20 protein-coding genes are annotated in these 18,305 nt (G+C 73.9%); 6 read left to right on the top strand and 14 right to left on the bottom strand.

Going from position 1 to position 18,305, the window contains the following annotated elements:
• Window positions 1-46 precede the first annotated feature (46 nt).
• Both BLS95_RS12380 and BLS95_RS12375 read left to right on the top strand, forming a co-directional pair.
• The gene (locus tag BLS95_RS12380) at window positions 47-2,767 is read left to right on the top strand and encodes a DEAD/DEAH box helicase (RefSeq protein ID WP_245765004.1); all 2,721 of its coding nucleotides are present in this window, start codon (window positions 47-49) and stop codon (window positions 2,765-2,767) included.
• The gene (locus BLS95_RS12375) at window positions 2,764-3,981 is read left to right on the top strand and encodes an SWIM zinc finger family protein (RefSeq protein ID WP_090931098.1); all 1,218 of its coding nucleotides are present in this window, start codon (window positions 2,764-2,766) and stop codon (window positions 3,979-3,981) included. The genes BLS95_RS12380 and BLS95_RS12375 overlap by 4 nt, the downstream gene beginning before the upstream one ends.
• Here the strand turns inward: BLS95_RS12375 and BLS95_RS12370 are convergent.
• From BLS95_RS12370 to BLS95_RS12335, 8 genes are read right to left on the bottom strand one after another with little or no spacing between them, the layout of a single operon-like run.
• Window positions 3,968-4,366, bottom strand: a complete 399-nt coding sequence (locus BLS95_RS12370; protein ID WP_090931097.1) for a VOC family protein — start codon at window positions 4,364-4,366, stop codon at window positions 3,968-3,970. The genes BLS95_RS12375 and BLS95_RS12370 overlap by 14 nt on opposite strands.
• A gap of 2 nt (window positions 4,367-4,368) precedes the next feature.
• Window positions 4,369-4,983, bottom strand: a complete 615-nt coding sequence (locus BLS95_RS12365) for an SRPBCC family protein (RefSeq protein ID WP_090931096.1) — start codon at window positions 4,981-4,983, stop codon at window positions 4,369-4,371.
• Window positions 4,983-5,360, bottom strand: coding sequence for an ArsR/SmtB family transcription factor (locus BLS95_RS12360; RefSeq protein WP_090931422.1), 378 nt, complete (start codon window positions 5,358-5,360; stop codon window positions 4,983-4,985). The genes BLS95_RS12365 and BLS95_RS12360 overlap by 1 nt, the downstream gene beginning before the upstream one ends.
• A 60-nt stretch (window positions 5,361-5,420) precedes the next feature.
• Window positions 5,421-6,026, bottom strand: a complete 606-nt coding sequence (locus tag BLS95_RS12355; protein ID WP_090931095.1) for an energy-coupling factor transporter transmembrane component T family protein — start codon at window positions 6,024-6,026, stop codon at window positions 5,421-5,423.
• Window positions 6,023-6,697 (bottom strand): energy-coupling factor ABC transporter ATP-binding protein, encoded by a 675-nt coding sequence (locus BLS95_RS12350; RefSeq protein WP_090931094.1) that lies wholly within the window; start codon window positions 6,695-6,697, stop codon window positions 6,023-6,025. The genes BLS95_RS12355 and BLS95_RS12350 overlap by 4 nt, the downstream gene beginning before the upstream one ends.
• 1 nt (window position 6,698) lies before the next feature.
• On the bottom strand, window positions 6,699-7,841 hold the full coding sequence (locus BLS95_RS12345; protein WP_090931093.1) for a thiolase family protein: 1,143 nt from the start codon (window positions 7,839-7,841) through the stop codon (window positions 6,699-6,701).
• A 1-nt stretch (window position 7,842) separates the two neighbouring features.
• Window positions 7,843-9,201, bottom strand: a complete 1,359-nt coding sequence (locus BLS95_RS12340; RefSeq protein ID WP_090931092.1) for a class I adenylate-forming enzyme family protein — start codon at window positions 9,199-9,201, stop codon at window positions 7,843-7,845.
• A gap of 7 nt (window positions 9,202-9,208) precedes the next feature.
• Window positions 9,209-9,817, bottom strand: coding sequence for a biotin transporter BioY (locus BLS95_RS12335; RefSeq protein ID WP_342742699.1), 609 nt, complete (start codon window positions 9,815-9,817; stop codon window positions 9,209-9,211).
• 365 nt (window positions 9,818-10,182) lie between these two features.
• Here BLS95_RS12335 and BLS95_RS12330 point away from each other — a divergent pair, with 365 nt between their 5' ends.
• Together BLS95_RS12330 and BLS95_RS12325 are read left to right on the top strand one after the other, a co-directional pair.
• Window positions 10,183-11,046, top strand: coding sequence for an alpha/beta fold hydrolase (locus tag BLS95_RS12330; RefSeq protein ID WP_090931091.1), 864 nt, complete (start codon window positions 10,183-10,185; stop codon window positions 11,044-11,046).
• A 30-nt stretch (window positions 11,047-11,076) separates the two neighbouring features.
• The gene (locus BLS95_RS12325) at window positions 11,077-11,748 is read left to right on the top strand and encodes a TetR/AcrR family transcriptional regulator C-terminal domain-containing protein (RefSeq protein ID WP_090931090.1); all 672 of its coding nucleotides are present in this window, start codon (window positions 11,077-11,079) and stop codon (window positions 11,746-11,748) included.
• 110 nt (window positions 11,749-11,858) lie between these two features.
• Here the strand turns inward: BLS95_RS12325 and BLS95_RS12320 are convergent, their stop codons facing one another.
• Window positions 11,859-12,413 carry a TetR/AcrR family transcriptional regulator gene (locus BLS95_RS12320; protein WP_245765003.1) on the bottom strand — a complete coding sequence of 185 codons (555 nt, stop codon included), beginning with the start codon at window positions 12,411-12,413 and terminating at the stop codon, window positions 11,859-11,861.
• Window positions 12,414-12,523: 110 nt separating this feature from the next.
• Here BLS95_RS12320 and BLS95_RS12315 point away from each other — a divergent pair, with 110 nt between their 5' ends.
• A complete protein-coding gene (locus tag BLS95_RS12315; protein ID WP_090931088.1) occupies window positions 12,524-13,519 on the top strand; it encodes an aldo/keto reductase in 996 nt (331 codons plus the stop codon).
• A 17-nt stretch (window positions 13,520-13,536) separates the two neighbouring features.
• On the opposite strand, the gene BLS95_RS12310 is transcribed toward BLS95_RS12315, so the two are convergent.
• The 4 genes from BLS95_RS12310 to BLS95_RS58970 are packed head-to-tail and all read right to left on the bottom strand — an operon-like array spanning window position 13,537 to window position 15,602.
• Complete coding sequence (locus BLS95_RS12310; protein ID WP_090931087.1) at window positions 13,537-14,094, bottom strand: GNAT family N-acetyltransferase; 558 nt, start codon at window positions 14,092-14,094, stop codon at window positions 13,537-13,539.
• Window positions 14,091-14,657 carry a helix-turn-helix domain-containing protein gene (locus BLS95_RS12305; protein ID WP_090931086.1) on the bottom strand — a complete coding sequence of 189 codons (567 nt, stop codon included), beginning with the start codon at window positions 14,655-14,657 and terminating at the stop codon, window positions 14,091-14,093. The genes BLS95_RS12310 and BLS95_RS12305 overlap by 4 nt, the downstream gene beginning before the upstream one ends.
• Before the next feature lie 28 nt (window positions 14,658-14,685).
• The gene (locus BLS95_RS12300; RefSeq protein WP_245765002.1) at window positions 14,686-14,952 is read right to left on the bottom strand and encodes a DUF6204 family protein; all 267 of its coding nucleotides are present in this window, start codon (window positions 14,950-14,952) and stop codon (window positions 14,686-14,688) included.
• Between the two features lie 11 nt (window positions 14,953-14,963).
• On the bottom strand, window positions 14,964-15,602 hold the full coding sequence (locus tag BLS95_RS58970; protein ID WP_090931084.1) for a TetR/AcrR family transcriptional regulator: 639 nt from the start codon (window positions 15,600-15,602) through the stop codon (window positions 14,964-14,966).
• Between the two features lie 265 nt (window positions 15,603-15,867).
• Between BLS95_RS58970 and ligA the strand changes: the two genes are divergently transcribed.
• Entirely contained in the window at window positions 15,868-17,946 is a 2,079-nt protein-coding gene (ligA, locus tag BLS95_RS12290) for an NAD-dependent DNA ligase LigA (RefSeq protein ID WP_090931083.1), read from the top strand.
• Here ligA and BLS95_RS55585 read toward each other — a convergent pair.
• Window positions 17,939-18,118 (bottom strand): hypothetical protein, encoded by a 180-nt coding sequence (locus tag BLS95_RS55585; protein ID WP_218135723.1) that lies wholly within the window; start codon window positions 18,116-18,118, stop codon window positions 17,939-17,941. The genes ligA and BLS95_RS55585 overlap by 8 nt on opposite strands.
• Window positions 18,119-18,305: the final 187 nt, after the last annotated feature.

Raw genomic sequence — 18,305 nt, 5'->3', positions numbered from 1 at the left:
GTGCTGCGGTAAACCCCACCCACATCGTACCGTACACTGTACGGTCGTGAGGCTCACCACGGATCTGGCCCGGCACCCGGCGATCTTCCAACCCGGCGACCCGCCCCGTTCCGGGCGCGTGGCCTTCCTCGACCCCGCGGGCGAGGCCGTCGTGACCGTGGCCACCGAGCACGGGGGCACCCGCGAGACCGCGGCCACCCTCGTGCCCGTGGGCGAGGCGGTGGCGGCGCTGGCCCGGGCACGCACCGACCCCGCCGCCCACCCGGCGGCGCGTTTCTGGGGCGCGGCGGCGCTGCTGGGCCTGCAGCTCGTCACCCGGGGGCGCGTGCTGCCCGGCGTGACGGAGGCCGAACACGACGCCTGGCGGGCCGGGCCGCTGGACACCGCCGACGTCCAGCGCGTCCGCGACCTGGCCGGTGCCATGCCCGCCACGGCCCGCGCCATCCCCGTCGGCCCCGTGCCGGACGGGGAGGCACGGCTGCCCGACGCCGAGCCGCTCGTCCGGGCCTTCCTCGACGCCGTCGCCGACACCATGCCGCGTTCCCCCGGCGCCGTGCGCGCCACCGGCACCACCGCCTACGCCGCCGCCGAGCCCGTCAAGGTGCCGCACCTGCGCCGCTGGGCCGAGGAGGTGTCGGCCGGCCTCGACTCCGGGGTGCGGCTCTCGCTCCGCCTGGAGGCCGACGACCTGGCCGCCGCCGACTTCCGGGCGATCGTCCAGCTGCACAGCCTGGCCGACCCCTCCCTCGTGGTCGACGCCGCCGACCTGTGGCGCGGGCACGACCCCGGCCTCGGCGCCGGCGCCAGGATCGAGGCGACGCTGGCCGTGCGCCGCGCCGCCCGCGTCTGGCCCCGCCTGGAACCGCTGCTCGACAGCGCCGTGCCGGACGAACTCGCCCTGACCGACGGCGACGTCGAGGACCTCCTCGCCGGCGCCGCCGAGCGGCTGGCCGCCGCCGGTGTCGAGGTGCACTGGCCCAGGGCGCTGGTCCGCGGCCTGAGCGCCCGCGCCGTCATCGGCGAGCGCGACAGCGCCCCCTCCGACCTGCCGAAATTCCTCGGCGGCCAGCACCTGACCAGCTTCGACTGGCAGCTCGCCCTCGGCGGTGAGCGCCTGACCGCCGCGGAGATGGACCAGCTCGCCGAGGCCCACCGCCCCGTCGTACGGCTGCGCGACCAGTGGGTGCTCATCGACCCCGACCTGGCCCGCAAGGCCCGCCAGCGCGACCTCAAACCCCTGACCGGGCTCGAAGCCCTCGGCGCCGCCCTGACCGGCACCATCGAGGTCGACGGCGAGCAGATCACCGCAGAGCCCACCGACTGGCTGCGCGACCTGCGCGAACGCCTGACCGACCCGGAGGACGTGCCCGCGCCCCCCGGCCTGGCCGCCACGCTGCGCGACTACCAGCTCGCCGGGCTGCGCTGGCTGGCCAGGATGACCTCGCTCGGGCTCGGCGGCTGCCTGGCCGACGACATGGGCCTGGGCAAGACGATCACGCTCATCGCGCTGCACCTGCACCGCGCCGGCACCGGCCCGGCGCTCGTGGTGTGCCCGGCCTCGCTGCTGGGCAACTGGGAGCGGGAGATCAACCGGTTCGCGCCCGGCGTGCCCGTGCGCCGTTACCACGGCACCGGCCGCACCCTGCCGGAGGAGGCGGAGGGGTTCGTGCTGACGACGTACGGCACCATGCGACTGGACGCGGCCCGGCTGGCGACCTGCCCGTGGGGCCTGCTGGTGGCCGACGAGGCCCAGCACGTCAAGAACCCCGCCTCCGGCACCGCCCAAGCCCTGCGCGAGATCCCCGCCGCCGCCCGGGTCGCCCTGACCGGCACCCCGGTGGAGAACAACCTGTCGGAGCTGTGGGCCATCCTCGACTGGACCACGCCCGGACTGCTGGGCCCGCTCGCCAGGTTCAGGGCACGCTGGGCCAAACCCGTCGAATCCGGCGACAGTCAGGCGGCCGAGCGGCTGTCCCGGCTGGTGGGGCCGTTCCTGCTGCGCCGCCGCAAGAGCGACCCCGGCATCGCGCCGGAGCTGCCGCCCAAGACCGAGACCGACCGGCCGGTCGCGCTCACCACCGAGCAGGCCGGCCTGTACGAGGCGGTCGTGCGCGAGAGCATGGCCCAGATCGCCGACGCCCACGGCATGGCCAGGCGCGGCCTCATCGTCAAGCTGCTGACCGGGCTCAAGCAGATCTGCAACCACCCCGCCCAATACCTGCACGAGAGCGCCCCGCGCCTGACCGGCCGCTCGGGCAAGCTGGAGCTGCTCGACGAGCTCGTCGACACGATCCTCGCCGAGGACGGCGCGGTGCTGGTCTTCACCCAGTACGTCGCCATGGCCCGGCTGCTGGAACGCCACCTGTCCGCCCGGGGCGTGGCCACCCAGCTGCTGCACGGCGGCACCCCGGTCCCCCGCCGCGAGGAGATGGTCCAGCGTTTCCAGGACGGGCGGGCGCCGGTGTTCCTGCTCTCGCTCAAGGCCGCCGGCACCGGCCTGAACCTCACCCGCGCCGATCACGTCATCCACTACGACCGCTGGTGGAACCCCGCCGTCGAGGACCAGGCCACCGACCGCGCCTACCGCATCGGCCAGACCAGACCCGTCCAGGTGCACCGCCTGATCACCGAGGGCACGATCGAGGACCGCATCGCCGGCATGCTGGCCGCCAAGCGCTCGCTCGCCGAAGCCGTGCTCGCCGGTGGCGAGGCCGCCCTCACCGAGCTGACCGACGCCGAACTCGCCGCCCTCGTGGAGCTCAGATGACCGCCGCCCGTGGATTTCCCGCCTTCCCCCCGCAAGGCGCCGGCGCCCGCTTCGCCACCTCCTGGTGGGGCCGTGCCTGGGTCAAGGCCATGGAGGACACCTCGCTGGACCAGGTGCTGCTGCGCAAGGGCCGCGCGTACGCCAAGACCGGGCAGGTCGGGCCGATCACCGTCAGCCCCGGCCGGATCGCCGCCGTCACCGAGAGCGAATACGACACCGTCGTCCGTGTCGAGCAGCTCACCGACCCCGCCTGGGAACGTTTCCTGGCCCAGGTCGCCGCCAAGGCCGGGCACATCGCCGCCCTGCTGGAGCGCGACATGCCGCACGACCTGGTCGAAGCGGCCGAGGACGCCGCCGTGCCGCTGCTGCCCTCCGTCGGCGACCTGGAACCGGAATGCTCCTGCCCCGACTGGGGTCACCCCTGCAAGCACGCCGCCGCCCTGTGCTACCAGGCCTCGTGGCTGCTGGACGCCGACCCGTTCGTGCTGCTGCTGATGCGCGGGCGCGGCGAGCGGGAGCTGATCGAGGCGCTGCAGCACCGCGACGCCCCCGCCGCCGCTGCCGCCCCCGCCGGGGTGCCCGCCGGGGAGGCGTTCGCGATCGGGGTGCCGCCGCTGCCCGAGCCGCCGCCGTTCGACGTGCCCTTCACCCCGCCGGCCCTGGACCCGGCCCCCGAGGCGGGCACAGGGTCGGGCCCAGCCGCCATGGCCACAGTCCCTGCCGTGGACGGCGCTGTCGTGGACACGGCCGCCCTCGGGGTGCTCGCGGCCTCCGCCGCCTGGCGGGCCCGCGAGCTGCTGCTGCGCGGGCGGCTGCCGGAGCTGACCGAACACCAGGACCGCGTACGGCTGGCCGCCGACCACGACCTCGATCCCCGCGCCGAGCCCGGCCTCGACGCCGCCGTCCAGGCCTGGCGGTACGGCGGCGCCACCGGCCTGGAGGTACTGGAGACCGCGTGGACCCCGCCCCGCCGGGACCTGGCCAGGGCACAGGCCCTGCTCGAAGCCGGCTGGGAGGGCGAGGCGCCACTCCCGGTGAAGTCCTGGCGCAACCGCTGGACCCTCGGCGCCCTCCAGCTCCGCTACGGCAGGGACGGCCGCTGGTATCCCTTCACCGAACGCGACGGCCGCTGGTGGCCGGCCGGCCCGCCCGAACGCGACCCCGCGGCCCTGACCGGCCAGGACACCGCCGGCCCCGCGTTCACGGCAGGTTGAGCTGCCAGGACACGCCGAACCGGTCGGCGACCCAGCCGAACTTCGTGCTGAACCCGTACGAGCCCAGCGGCATCAGCTCCCCGCCGCCCTCGGCCAGCGCCGCGTACAGGCGGTCGAGGTCGGCCTCGGTGTCGCAGGTGACGAACAGCGACATCGACGGCGTGAAGGTGAAGCCGTGGCGCGGGCCGCTGTCGAAGCACATGTACTCCTGGCCCGCCAGCGTGAACAGGCCCTGCTTGACCTTGCCCTCCACCCCGTCCTCCCCGGGACCGTAGTGGGTCAGGGTCACGACCTTGGCGTCGTCGAACAGCGACACGTAGAACGTCATCGCCTCCTCGGCGTCGCCGTTCTGGAACATGAGGAATGTCGCGACTTTCTGGGACATGGTCAGGACTCCTGTTCGGGGGCGTAGAAGGCGGTGGTCCGGGTGACGGCGGCGGCGACCTCGTCCGGCGCGCCGCCCGCGGCCTGGTGCGCCTCGCCCCAGGCGCGGCTGCTGGCCGTGATGAACGCCCGGCCCTCCTCGGTCTCGTGGAAGGTGTTCTCGGCGACCCGCGTGCCGCCCGACAGGTGGAGGCCCAGGCCCAGCAGGGCCAGGTCCCAGCCCACGCCGGCCGCGCCGGGGCCGAACTGCGACCACATCTCCTCCGGGACGTCGGCGGTGTGGCTCAGCTCGAAGACGGTGCCCTCGCCGTCGGCGGACAGGCGCACCTCCACCTCGGAGAAGCCGGGATTGTCGCCATAGAGCCAGGTGACCCGGATCAGCTCCGGCGGCTCGCACTGGAGGATCTCGCCGCCGGCGTTGCCTTCGAGCTGGTATGTCCCGCCGACCTTGAGGTCGCCGCTGACCGGCAGGAACCAGCGGGCCAGCCGCTCGGCGTCGGTGCAGGCCTGCCACACGTCCTCGATCTCGGCGTCGTAACGGCGGCGCAGCACCAGGCGCTTGCGCGTGTCGCCGGACAGCTCACGCCGCGCTCGCGTGATCGCGTCGAGTATGTCCATCAGGTGTCCTTCGGATCGTCTGTCGGGTCATTCTTCGTCCGGTCGTCCCGCGCGCGGCGTTCGCGCCTGCCGCGGACCAGCTCGGTGGCCAGCGCGTCCAGGTGCTGCGTCCAGAAGCCGCGGAAGCGCTCCAGCCACTGGTCGACCTCACGCAACGGGGCAGGCTCCACCGCGTAGAGGCGGCGGGTGCCCTCGGCCCGCACGCTGGCGAAGCCGTTGTCGCGCAGCACCCGCAGATGCTGGGAGACGGCCGGTTGCGAGATCCCGAACTCGCGCTGGATGACAGCGGTGACCTCGCCGGAGCTCTGCTCGCCACCGGCCAGCAGCTCCAGGATCCGGCGCCGGACGGGGTCACCGAGAACGTCGAATGCGTGCACGACCACAGCCTTTCAGGCAACGCTTATATAAGTCAAACGTGGGATTCATGGGGGGGCGGGTCAGTCGTCCACGCCGCGCGCGCTGAGCGCCTCGCCCAGCGCGTCGGCGTGACGGAGCGCGCTCACCACCAGCGGCACCGCGAACGCGCGCAGGCTGCGCTCGACGCCCCTGGCCCGCTGCGCCTCCCTGACGCGGGTGGCCAGCGCCGCCATCACCGGCACGCTGCGCACGGTCAGCGACAGCAGCAACGACAGCCGGAACGGGTCCAGCCCCACGAACCTGGCCGGCCTCAGGCAACGCTCCAGCGTCGCCATCATGGCCGACGTGCGGGTGGTGATGGTCACCAGCCCGGCCAGCGCCACGACCAGCACCACGCGCGACGTCGTGGCCGCCGCCCCCGGCAGACCGGCGAACACCCACTGCATCGCGAACAACGCCAGCGCCAGCCAGCGCACCGGCCTGACCTGCGCCCAGGCCGCCGCCGTCCCCACCCGCGACAGCGCGTACAGGGCGGCCACCACGACCGCCGCCCCGGCCAGCACCACCAGCGAGCTCACCAGCACGAGCACCGTGCACGCCACGGCCAGCCCGGCCAGCTTGACGCCGGCCGGGAGGCGGTGCAGCGGCGAGGTGCCGGGCACGTAGACGCCGTTGAGGCCGTTCACGACATCAGCTTCCGGTAGTGGCCGATGGCCTCGGCCGGAGCTCCGTCGGCCACGATCCGCCCCTCGTCCAGCACCAGGACCCGGTCGAAGTCCGCCAGCAGCGGCAGGTCGTGGGTGACGGCCAGCACCTGCTGCGGCAACTCGCGCAGCAGGCCGGCGACCTGGCGGGAATGGCGCAAGTCCAGCAGCGTGGTCGGCTCGTCCATGACCAGGATGTCCGGCTCCAGCACCATCACCGAGCACAGGGCCAGCAACTGCTTCTGGCCGCCCGACAGGTGGTGGGCCGGGTGGTCGGCGTGGCCGCCGAGACCGTACCGGTCCAGCACCTCACGTACGCGCCGTTCGACCTCCTCGCGCGAAAGCCCCCGGCGGCGCAGCGAGAAGGCCACGTCCTCGGCCACCGTCGGCATCACGATCTGCGCGTCCGGGTCGGTGAACAGGAAACCGACCCCGCGCCTGATCCTGGCCGCGTGCCGCCGGGTGTCCAGCCCCAGCACCGTGACGCTGCCGGCGGTGGGCAGCGCCAGCCCGTTGACCAGGCGGGCGAGCGTGCTCTTGCCCGAGCCGTTGGCGCCGACCACGCCCACGCGGCGCTCGGGCAGCGCGACGGTGATGCCGCGCAGCACGTCCCGCTGCCCCAGCCTCACGTGCACGTCGGCGAACTCGATCACCTCACACCACCTCGAACAGGGCCGCGACCCCCAGGCCGCCGCCGACCGCGGCCGCCGCCAGGCCGAGCGTTCCCGGCGGGGCGCCCGCCCGTACCAGCCTCGTGAACAGCCTGGTCACCACGACCGCGCCGGTGGCGCCCCACGGATGGCCCAGGGCCAGCGCGCCGCCGTCCGGGCACACCCGCTCATCGTCGGCGCCCAGCGGGTCGAGCCCGAGCGCGTCGGTCACCGCCAGCACCTGCGCCGCGAACGCCTCCACGATCTCCACGGCCGCCACCCGTCCCAGGTCCGCCCCCGCCCGCGCGAGCACCCGGCGCACGGCGGGCACCGGTCCCCATCCCGGCAGCGCCGGATCGCAGCCGACGACGGACCCGGCCACCAGCCGCATCCCCGGGAGCCCGGCGCGCAGCCGCTCCGGCACGAGGGCCACCGCCGCCGCGCCGTCGCTCACCGGGGAGGAGTTGCCGGCCGTCACTGTACCGCCGGGCACGAACGCCGCCGGCAGCCGGGCCAGCGAGGCCGCCCGCAGCGGCCGTGGCCGCTGGTCCTGGGTCCGCCCGCCGGCCGGGACGATCTCCGCCGCGAACTGGCCGCCGTCGCGGGCGGCCAGCGCCCTGGCGTGGCTGCGGCAGGCGTAGGCGTCCTGCCGCAGCCGGCTGACGCCGCACGCCGCGGCCAGCGCCTCGGCGGCGGGTCCCATGTCCGGGTCGGGGTGCCCATCCGGCGCGAAGGCCGCCCGCCCGTACGGCTCCGCCGCCCCCCGGTGGGTACGCAGCGGCGCCGTCGAGGCGCTCTCCGCCCCGCCGGCGATCACCAGGTCCATCTCCCCGGCGCGTACCGCCTGCCCGGCGACCAGGATCGCGGCCAGCCCGCTGCCGCACTGCCGGTCCACCGTCAGGCCCGGCACCTCCTGCCCCAGCCCCGCCGCCAGCGCCGACACCCTGGCCACGTTCCCGCCGGGGCCCATGCAGTTGCCCAGCACCACGTCCTCGACCGGCCGCCCGGCCACGTCGCGGGCCACTGCCCCGATCACCTGCGCGGCCAGCCGATCGACGCCCACGTCCTTGAACGCGTGCCCGGCCGTCCCGATGGGCGTGCGCCGGGCCGCCACGACGACCGGCACATTGGTGAGCTCACTCCGCATGTCAGATCAGCCGCCGCAGGTCCGGGGCGCCGTCCGCCAGCCGGGCCGCCACCAGGGCGCGGGCGGGCTTGCCCGTCCCGGTGCGCGGCAGGCTCGGCATCGCGTACCAGCGGCGTGGCCGCTGCACCCCGTCCAGGCCGCTCCTGGCGGCCGCCTCCAGCAGCGAGCGCGGCGGCGGCGAGGCGGACTCGACGATCGCCGTCACCACCGCGCCGAGCCGCGGATGCGGCGAGCCCACCACCACGATGTCCCCGACGCCGGGCACCTTCCTGAGCACCTCCTCGACGTCCTCGGGCACCACGGTGGCGCCGCCGGTCTGGATCGCGCCGCCGCCCCGGCCGCGCACCCGCAGCGCCTGTCCCGCCCGGTACGGCTCCGCCACGTCCCCCACCGTCATCCAGCCGGCCGAGTCGCGCCGCAGCGGCCCGGCCGCCTCCCCCAGGTAGCCGTCGGACAACCACGGCGAGCGCGCCCACACCTCGCCGAGCCCGGCCGGCCCGTCACAGTCCCTGACCTCGATCTCGACGCCGGGGAACGGCCGCAGCCCCCTGCCGTCGGTGTCCACGGCCACGAACGACAGCTCGGTGGCGCCGTAGTACGACACGACGTCCACGCCCGCTCGGGCCGCCGCCGCCCGCGCGTCCGGGTGGAGCGCCGCGCCGCCGACGACGGCCGTGCGCAACGGGCCCGGACGGCCGAGCACGTCCGGCAGCCGGTGCGGGACCAGGTGCACGACCGTGGCCTGGCCGAGCAGGGCCGCCAGGGAACTGCCGGGCCAGCGGCCGGGCAGCAGCGCCGTCGCGCCGGTGGCCAGCGTGTGCATGGCGGCGAAGGCGTACAGGGAGGAGACCAGCGGGCCAGGGATCAGAACGGTGTCGTCGGGGCCGATGCCCGCCAGGTCGCTGAGATGGGGGAAGGAGGCCGTCCACGACGCCCGGCCGCGTACCACGGCGCGGGGCCGGCCGGTGCTGCCGGAGCTGAAGCAGGCCCACGCCCGGTCGTCCGGCCGCGGCTCGTACCGCAGGGGCGAGCCCGTCACGGTCGGCAGCGGCGCGTCCACGAGCACGTCCACCGGACCGGCCGCCCCGAGCCACCGGGCGCGGTCCCAGGTGTGCTCGCCCACCAGCGGCGTCGCCCCGGCCAGGTCGGCGGCGAGCACGGCGGTGAGCAGCGCGACCGGGTCCGCCAGACCGGCCCCGACCAGCGTCCCGGGGCCGGCGCCCAGGCCGAGCAGGTGGCGGGCGGCGCCGCTGATGTGCGCGGCGAGCTCGGCGTAGGTCAGGTCGCCGGCCGGGCCGCGCACCGCCACGTGCCGGGGCCGGTCGGTCGCGTGCCGCAGCACGTGTTCGGCTATCGGCATCGCGTGCTCAATGCTCCCCGCCGGCGCGCAGCCGCTCCCGGTGCACGGCGGGCACCGCGTCCGGGTAGGCCCGCTGTGTGCCCCTGGCCACGAGGGAGGCCAGCACCGCCTTGACCGCGTCGCCCGGCAGGAAGATCATGGTGAGCCACGCGGTATTGCCCAGGGACACCCCGGTCACCGCGGCCTGCACGGGGATGCCGAAGAGGTAGACCACCCCGATGCCGCCCACCACGCACGCCACCAGCAGTTGGACGAAGCTCGGGCTGCGGCCCGCCCGCTCGACCAGCCAGCCGGTCACCGCCGCCCCGGCGATCCAGCCCAGCAGGAACCCCGCCGACGGCCCCGCCAGCACCCCCAGCCCGCCACGCCCGCCTGACAACAACGGCAGGCCCGCGATGACCAGCACGAGCAGCACCACGACGGCCAGCGCGGCCCGCCACGTGCCGAGGATCGCGCCCGCCAGCATCACGCCCAGCGTCTGCAGCGTGATGGGGACCGCGTTGCCGAGCACGTTGAACGAGCCGGGCAGCCCGAGCACCGCGATCAGGGCGGCGAACACCGCCACTCTTGCCAGGTCGCCCGTGGGGAACCTGCGTCGTTTGCCTTCATCCATCATGGGGTCGATCTCACACCAGAACCGCCATGCGCTGACATGTAGGTATCCAACAACTTTCAGCGCGATCATCTGCGACGACGGATACCGCCGCCGGCGGCCGTCCCTGTCACGACCGGCCGCCGAGAATGCCGTGGCGATCCTATTGCGTCCGGATTTGTACTGTTCAGCGGGGATGGCCCTGGCAGGCGGGGCGGGCGAGCGCGGCCCTGCCGCATCCGGACATTGGGGCGACCTCGCCCCCTCGGGCACGGCCGGCGTTTGTCGGGGTGGTGCAACGACGCCTCCAGCGCCGGGATTGACTCCTTAGCGGTGCTAAGGCAGGGTGGTGCCGACAGCGACTTAGCAGTGCTAAGGAGGGTTCGATCATGGCGACCGCCCAGGCGTCGTACACGACCGGCACGGTCACCTCGGCCGACGGCACGACGATCGGCTACCGGAAGCTCGGCGCCGGTCCCGGTCTCCTCCTGGTGAGCGGGGGCTACCTGGCCGCGCAGCACTACATGGCCCTGGCGCGTCCGCTGTCCAGCACGTTCACGGTGTACGTCATGGACCGGCGCGGCCGCGGCCGTAGCGGGCCGCCCGGAGAGAGGTACCGCATGGCGCGGGAGTGCGAGGACGTCGCGGCACTGCTGGCCGGGACCGGCACGCGCCTGGTGTTCGGACACAGCTCCGGCGGGCTCATCGCCTTGCAGGCCGCGCTCGAGTCACCGGCCATCACCAAGGTCGCGGTCTACGAGCCGGCACTGTCGATGTACGGCGCCTTCGACCTGTCCTGGCGGGCACGGTTCGAGCGCGAGCTGGACCGGGGCCGGCCGGCCGAGGCGCTCGTGACCTTCTCCAAGGGAGTGAGCAACAACCGGTGGATGACCCTGCTGCCACGGTGGCTGCTCGTACGCGCGATCGACCGCTACTTCCGCCGGCGTTCGAAACGAGAGCGTCCCGATGAGGAAAGCCTCGTCGAGCTCTTCCCGTTGCAACGGCTCGACGTGCAGATCTTCAACGAGATGGCCTCCAGCGACGGGTTCGCGGACCTGCGCGCGGACGTCCTGCTGCTGGACGGGGTCAGGACTCCGCCGCCGGTGCACAACGCCATCGACGCGCTGCACGCCACCCTGCCACGGGCCGAACGCGTCACGCTCGCAGGCGTCGGCCACGAAGCCCCGCTGAGCACCGCCGGCGCTCCCCTCGTCGCCGACGAGCTGCGCGCCTTCTTCGGACGGCCCTCGTAGACCGGCCTTCGCCGGTTTAAGGTGTCAGCGATGGATGTGAGCAAGCGGCCCGGTCTGTCCCGGCAGACGTTGATCGACACGGCCCTGCGGCTGCTTGACGAGGTGGGGCTCGACGGCCTCACCGTACGGCGTCTCGCGGCCGAGCTCGGTGTCAAGTCGCCGGCCCTCTACTGGCACATCCGTACCAAGCAGGAACTGCTCGACGGGATGGCCGACTCGATCGTCCAGGCCGCCGGGATGGGACCGCCGCGCGACGGCGAGCCCTGGCAGGACTGGCTCGCCCGCCGGGCCCGTGCCTACCGCGCCTCGCTGGCCGCCTACCGCGACGGCGCCCGCGTCGTCACCAACGCCCGGGCGCTGAGCCCGGCGACGATCCAGGCGTTCGAGGAGGAGCTCACGGCCATGGTCGAGCGGGGCTTCACCCCGGTGCTCGCCCTGCGCACGGTGGCGACGCTGAGCCAGTATGTCAACGGGTTCGTCCTGCAGGAGCAGAGCGCGCCGGACGCCCCTGCCGTGCCTCCGTCCGCCCTCCTGGAGGACGCCGGGCGGAGCACCCTGGTCACGGCCGTCCGCGAGACCGGCACCCTGCGCGCGGCCCTCCTCGACGGCGGCGGCTCGGGCGGCGAGCAGACCTTCGAACACGGCCTCCAGGTCCTCATCGACGGCACCGCGGCCGCCCTGGCCCGAACCTCGAACCCCTAGCCACGGCAGCCTGATCGGACGGCCACGGACTCGGCTTCAGCGCACCCCGCGCATGCCGGCCGCCGAGCTCGACGCCCTCGCTCAGGCTTTACGAGCGACTGCCGACGGGGTCATGCCCCAAGGCCGCGGCGGACGATGGCCAGCATGCGGGCGCGGGCGGCCGGGTCCAGGGCGTCGCGCTCGCGGTCGAGGCAGCCGGCGAGCAGCGCCTTGACGTCGGCCATGTCGACGTCCGCGCGGATGGCGCCCGCGTCCTGGCCGCGCCGGAGGAGCCGCCCCCAGGCGCCCATGACGTCATGGGAGGGGTCGGCGGCGGTGGCGTGGAAGTCGTAACCGGCGCCCGCGAGCGCGTCGACGAGTCCCTTGTTGGCCGCGCCCTCCTCGACCATGCGGGAGAAGAAGCCGAAGAACGCCTCGCCGGGCTCGTCATCGCCGGCCCGTTCGCTCGCCGTACGGACGAGCTGGGCCATCCGCTCCAGCAGCACCGCCTCGAACAGCGACTCCTTGGTGGGGAAGTGGCGGCTGACGGTGCCGGTGCCCACGCCCGCCCGGCGGGCGATCTCGTGCACCGGCACCGACAGCCCTTCCTTGGCGAAGGTCTCCGCGGCGACCTGTAGGACCCGCGCCCTGTTGCGCTGGGCGTCGGCGCGCAATGGCCTGCTCATCGAGATGTGCTCCGGTCGATAGACAAGCGGGACGGCCGTCCCGTATATTTCCGATTAACCGGGACGGTCGTCCCGTATTTTACCCCTATCCCTGGACGGAAGGCTTTGCCATGCGTACGGTCAAACTCGGCCACACCGGCATGGAGGTGCCCGCGCTCGGTCTCGGCTGCATGGGACTGAGCGAGTTCTACGATGCCACGGGCCCCGAGCAGCCCCTGGACACCCTGCGGAGGGCCGCCGAACTCGGCGTGACCTTCCTGGACACCTCCGACTTCTACGGCATCGACTTCGCCAACGAGCTGCTGATCCGCGACTTCCTGGCCGAGCACGGACGCGACGGCATCAGCCTCGCCACCAAGTTCGCCGCCATCCGCAAGCCCGGGACCGGCGAGCTGGTGGGCGTACGCAGCGACCCGGAGTACGTCCGCGACGCCTGCGAGGCGAGCCTGCGCCGCCTCGGCGTCGACCACATCGACCTGTACTACCTGCACCACCCCGACTTCACGACCCCGATCGAGGACACGGTCGGGGCGATGGCGGAGCTGGTGGCCGCGGGCAAGATACGGCACATCGGCCTGTCCAACGTGACTGCCGAGCAACTGCGGGCCGGGCACGCCGTGCACCCGATCACCGCCGTGCAGAACGAGTGGTCGCTGTTCACCCGGGAGTTCGAGGACTCGGTGGTGCCGGTCTGCGCCGAGCTCGGCATCGGTTACGTCGCGTACTCGCCGTTCAGCCGCGGCTTCCTCACCGGGCGGATCACCTCCACCGACGGGCTCGCCGCCCACGACCTGCGGCACCAGATGCCCCGCTTCCACTCCGCCAACGCCGGGCACAACACCACCCTGCTCGACCCCGTCCGCAGCATCGCCGACGCCCGCAGCGTGACCATGGCGCAGGTCGCCCTGGCCTGGGTGCTCCAGCGCTCCGACGCGCATGGCATCACCGTCGTCCCGATCCCCGGCACCCGCAGCCGGCGGCGGCTGGAGGAGAACGTCGGCGCGCTCGACCTCACGCTGACCGGCGCCGAACTCGCCGCGCTGGAGCCGATCGCCGCCCAGGTCAAGGGCGACCGCATGCCACCGCCGCCCGACCTGGGCGACTGAGGCGGACGGCACGCCGCTCACCCGGTCGCGGTGAGCCGCTTGTAGAAGAAGCTGCAGTCGCGGAGGGTGCCGTCCGGGGATCCGGCGTAGTCGGGGACGATGCCGTAGCGGGTCCAGCCGCCGGTGAGGTAGACGTGCTCGGCGGTGCTGCCGGTCTCGGTGTCCAGCAGCAGCAGGTCGGCCCCGGCCGCGAGGGCGGCGTGCTCGGCGGTGGCCAGCAGGGCGCGGGACAGGCCCCGGCCCCGGAAGTCGCGGTGGACCATGAGCTTGACGATCTCGCCCCGGTGGCGGGCGTTGGGCTTGGCGGCCAGCGCCAGGCTGATGGTGGCCTGGAGGCCGGAGCCGTCGCGGCTCACCCACACCATGAGGCTGCCGTCGGCCACCGCCGGAGCCTGCGCCCGCCACCAGGCGGCGGCCTCCGCCTGCCCGAACGGCGTCACGAACCCCACGGACGCGCCGCTGTCCACGGCGTCGACCAGCAGGGCGGCCAGGTCCTCGACACTGTCGCCGAAGTCGGCGGCCGACAGCCGGGCGATGGTGTGCGTGAGTGCGGCTCCCTCGCCGGGCGGGGTCATGGCAGGACCACCACGAGCGCGTAGCGGACCTGGCCCGGCCCCGGACAGCGGAAGCGGGAGGCGCCCCACAGCCGGAAGCGCAGGCAGTCACCCGCCTCGACGATGTGCGCGTGCCCGTCGACGGTGATCTCCACCGTCCCCTCCAGCACCCAGACGTGCTGTTCGAGGCCGGGCACCGGCGGCGCGTCGTAGGAGATGTCCGTCCCCGGGCGCAGGGTCGCCTCCACCACCTCGCCGCGCAGGCCCGGATGCGGCGGCGACACCGAACGGCGGACGAACCCCGACGACTCGTCCCGCCACACCTCCTGCGCCGCCACCCGGACGACCTGCGGCGGCTCGGACTCCACCTCGGCGAGCAGGCGCGACATCGGCCGCTCGTAGACCGTGCACAACCTGCCCAGCAGGGCGGCCGTCGGGCTGATCTCCCCGCGCTCCAGCCGCGACAACGTCGAGCGGCTGACCCCGGTCCGGGTCGCCAGCTCCTCCAGCGACCAGCCCCGCTCGACGCGCAGCTCCGCCAGCCGCGCCGCCAGCCGGGCCGACACCTCCATCGTGCTTCCCATATTCGGGATGTTATCTCACATATGGAAACTACCGGCGGCGGATCTTGATGGCGCTCATGTCCGTCGCCGCGATCCGCAGCACCTCGTGCGGGTGCCCGTGCGCCTCCAGCGCCTCCAGTCCCGCCAGAGCGGCCTCGTCCTCGTCCTCGCCGGCCACCTGGCAGCGGAACGTGAACACCGACACGCTCTGGTCGTGGGTGAACGTCCCGGCCTCGGTGAAGGCGGTCCCGCCCGCCGCCAGCACGGCGGCCCGGCCGGCATCGTCCAGCCCGGCGAACTTTCCCCTGATCGTCACCCGGAACACGCTCATCCCTCCCGTACGGCATAGGCGAGCACCCGCTCGCCCAGCACGCTCTCCGCGGCATCCAGCAACTCCAGCACCGCCCCGGCGATGGCGCCGGGCTCCTCCCCGGCCGCCGTGCGCCGCGCGATCTCGGTCAGCACCAGCGCGTGCAGGCATCCGAGGTGCCAGGCCACCACCCGCGGCAGCGGGTCGTCCGGCGCCGCGCCGGTCTCCTCGGCCAGCACGGCGGCCAGCGCGTCGGTCATCTGGTGGCCGAGCTCGTCCAGCCGGGCGGTCAGCGTGGGCGCGGCCCGCATCATCTCCAGCACCCGCCCGAACCCCGCGCTCAACCCCACCCGCCGCTCGCGCCCGCGCACCTCGGCGCGCAGCCGTGCCAGCACCGCCACCGCCGCCGACTCCCCCGCCGCCCGCTGCCGCACGAAGTCGGCCAGCCGCTCCGGCGAGGCCTCCTCCGGCGGCAGGACCAGGTCCTCCTTGGACTGGAAGTAGTTGTAGACGGTGTTGACCGACACCTCGGCGGCGTCCGCGACCTCGGCGATCGTGACGTGCTCGAACCCGCGCTCCACGAACAGGCCGATGGCCACGTCGGAGATGCGCTGCCGGGTCTGCCGTTTCTTCCGCTCCCGGAGCCCTTCCATCATGTTTGGAGCCTACTGCAAACTTTAAGTCGACTGCACATTTTCCCGTGGCAAGTCAGCCGAACGTGAGCGCGTACGTCTCGGCACCCGGCGGGCCGTCGTCGGCGTGCGCTTCGGACGGCGGCGGGTCGCCCCCGCTCCACCCGGACCAGGCGGTGGTGGCCGGCCGACACCCCAGTTCAGGCGTTCGATCGGCGGACTCGCACCCTTGCGGCCCGAGGCCGGTTCGCGGGGCGCAATTGTCGGTGGCGACCTGCATGATGAAGCCATGAGCGACGCACTCCCTCACACCGAGCTGGCCGACGACGCGGCCTACGCCGAAGCCGTGCAACTGGCCGTGGACTCCGCCGCGGCCTACTACACCGACGCCACCTCGGCGCTCGACGACGAGGCCTACGACCAGCTGGTCCGCGGCATCCAGGCCTACGAGGAGGCACACCCCGAGTCGGTGCTGCCGTCCTCGCCCACCGGCAAGGTGGCCGGCGGGGCCGTGGTGGGGGACGTGCCGCACACCGTGCCCATGCTCAGCCTGGACAACGTGTTCGGCGCCAAGGACCTGGCCGACTGGGCGGCTGGGCTGGAGCGCAGGCTCGGCCGGGCGGTCACGGCGTGGAGCGTGGAGCCCAAGCTCGACGGGCTGGCGATCTCGGCCCGCTACAGGCACGGCCGCCTGACGCAGCTCGTCACGCGCGGCGACGGCATCGCGGGCGAGGACGTCTCGCACGCCATCGGCACCGTCGTCGGCCTGCCCGACCGGCTGGCCGACCCGGTCACGGTGGAGCTGCGCGGAGAGGTCATGATGACGGCCGCCCAGTTCGAGGACGCGTGCGCCAAGCGGCAGGCGCACGACGGCACCACGTTCGCCAACCCGCGCAGCGCCGCCGCGGGCACGCTGCGCGCGCAGGACCGTCCCTATGTGTGCGAGCTGACCTTCTTCGGTTACGGGGTGCTGCCGCCGCCGGACGACGACTCCGAGCTGGCTGTGCGGCTGCGCCAGCTGCCACACAGCGAGGTCATGGAGTGGATGGCGGCGCAGACCGTGCAGACGACCGCCGCGACGCCGGTGGCGGGGATGGTGGCCGAGTCCCTGGAGCGGGTGCAGGAGCGGGTCGAGGAGATCGCGGCGGCCCGTCCCGAGCTGCCGTTCGGCATCGACGGCATCGTGATCAAGTGCGATCTGGCGGCCGACCAGGCGGAGGCCGGGTTCAGCTCGCGGGCGCCGCGCTGGGCGGTCGCCTACAAGCTGCCCGCCACCGAGAGGATCACCAAGCTGCTGAGCGTGGAGTGGAACACCGGCCGCACCGGCATCATCGCCCCGCGCGCGGTGCTGGAGCCGGTCGAGCTTGACGGCACCACCGTCACCTACGCCACCCTGCACAACGCCGCCGACATCCGCCGCCGGGGACTGATGCTGGGCGACAGCGTGGTCGTCTACAAGGCCGGCGACGTGATCCCCCGGGTCGAGGCCCCGGTCGTGGCGCTGCGCACCGGCGACGAGAAGCCGATCGAGATCCCGCAGGCCTGCCCGTCCTGCGGTGACGCGATCGACACCTCCCAGGAGCGGTGGCGGTGCGTGCGCGGGCGCGCCTGCCGGGCGATCGCCTCCATCGGCTACGCCGTCGGCCGCGACCAGCTCGACATTGAGGGCCTGGCGGAAAACCGCATCCAGCAGTTGCTGGACGCGGGATTGATCGCCGACTTCGCCGACCTGTTCTTCCTGACCCGCGAGCAGATCCTGGGTCTGGAGCGGATGGGCGAGACCAGCACCGACAACCTGCTGGCCGCCTTCGAGCGGGCCAAGGGCCAGCCGCTCAGCCGGGTGTTCTGCGCGCTGGGCGTGCGTGGCACCGGCCGGTCCATGAGCCGCCGCATCGCCCGGCACTTCGGCAGCATGCAGGCCATCCGCGAGGCCGACGCCGAGGCGATCCAGGCGGTGGAGGGCATGGGCCCGGAGAAGGCCCCGGTGGTGGTGGCCGAGCTGATCGAGCTCGCCGGCCTTATCGACAAGCTGGTCAAGGCCGGCGTCACCATGACGGAGCCGGGGTGGACGCCGGCCGCCGACCCCGGCGTCGCGGCGGCGGAAGATGACACCTCCGAGCTGCCGCTGGCCGGGATGACCGTCGTGGTGACCGGCGCCATGAGCGGCGCTCTGGAGGCGCTGACCCGTAACCAGATGAACGAGCTGATCGAGCGCGCGGGAGGTAAGGCGTCCTCCAGCATCTCGGCGAAGACGTCGCTGCTGGTGGCGGGCGAGAAGGCAGGCTCCAAGCGGACCAAGGCGGAGAGCCTGGGCGTGCGGATCGTCGACCCTGAGGAGTTCGCCACCCTCGTCGGCCCGCTCATCTGACGACGACCGACGCGTCGAACAACTCCGCGTCGGTCCCCAGGCTCAGGGCGGTGCCCAGTTCGAGCCCGGCTTCGCAGCCCGCCCGCCCGAGCCCGGCTTCGCAGCCCGCCCGCCCGAGCCCGGCTTCGCAGCCCGCCCGCCCGCAGCGCTGGGGTGCTCCGGTCCACGTCACCGCGCTCGGCCGCTGGCAGCGGCGCGCCCACCGAGGCACGGGCTGCGGACGCCGCACCGAGCAGGCGCGCGGCCCGGTCGGCGAAGACCCCCCGGCACCACCGTCTGCCGGCCAGGCGGCAAGCGGACCCAACACCCGTGGACTCGCCGTACGGTCGCGTGGTCATTGCCCGGTGTGTCAGCGCGCC

Source organism: Nonomuraea jiangxiensis, assembly GCF_900099965.1.
GTDB lineage: Bacteria > Actinomycetota > Actinomycetes > Streptosporangiales > Streptosporangiaceae > Nonomuraea > Nonomuraea jiangxiensis.
The sequence above is the reverse complement of the archived record's forward strand: the minus strand, read 5'-3'. Positions and strand labels throughout refer to the sequence as shown.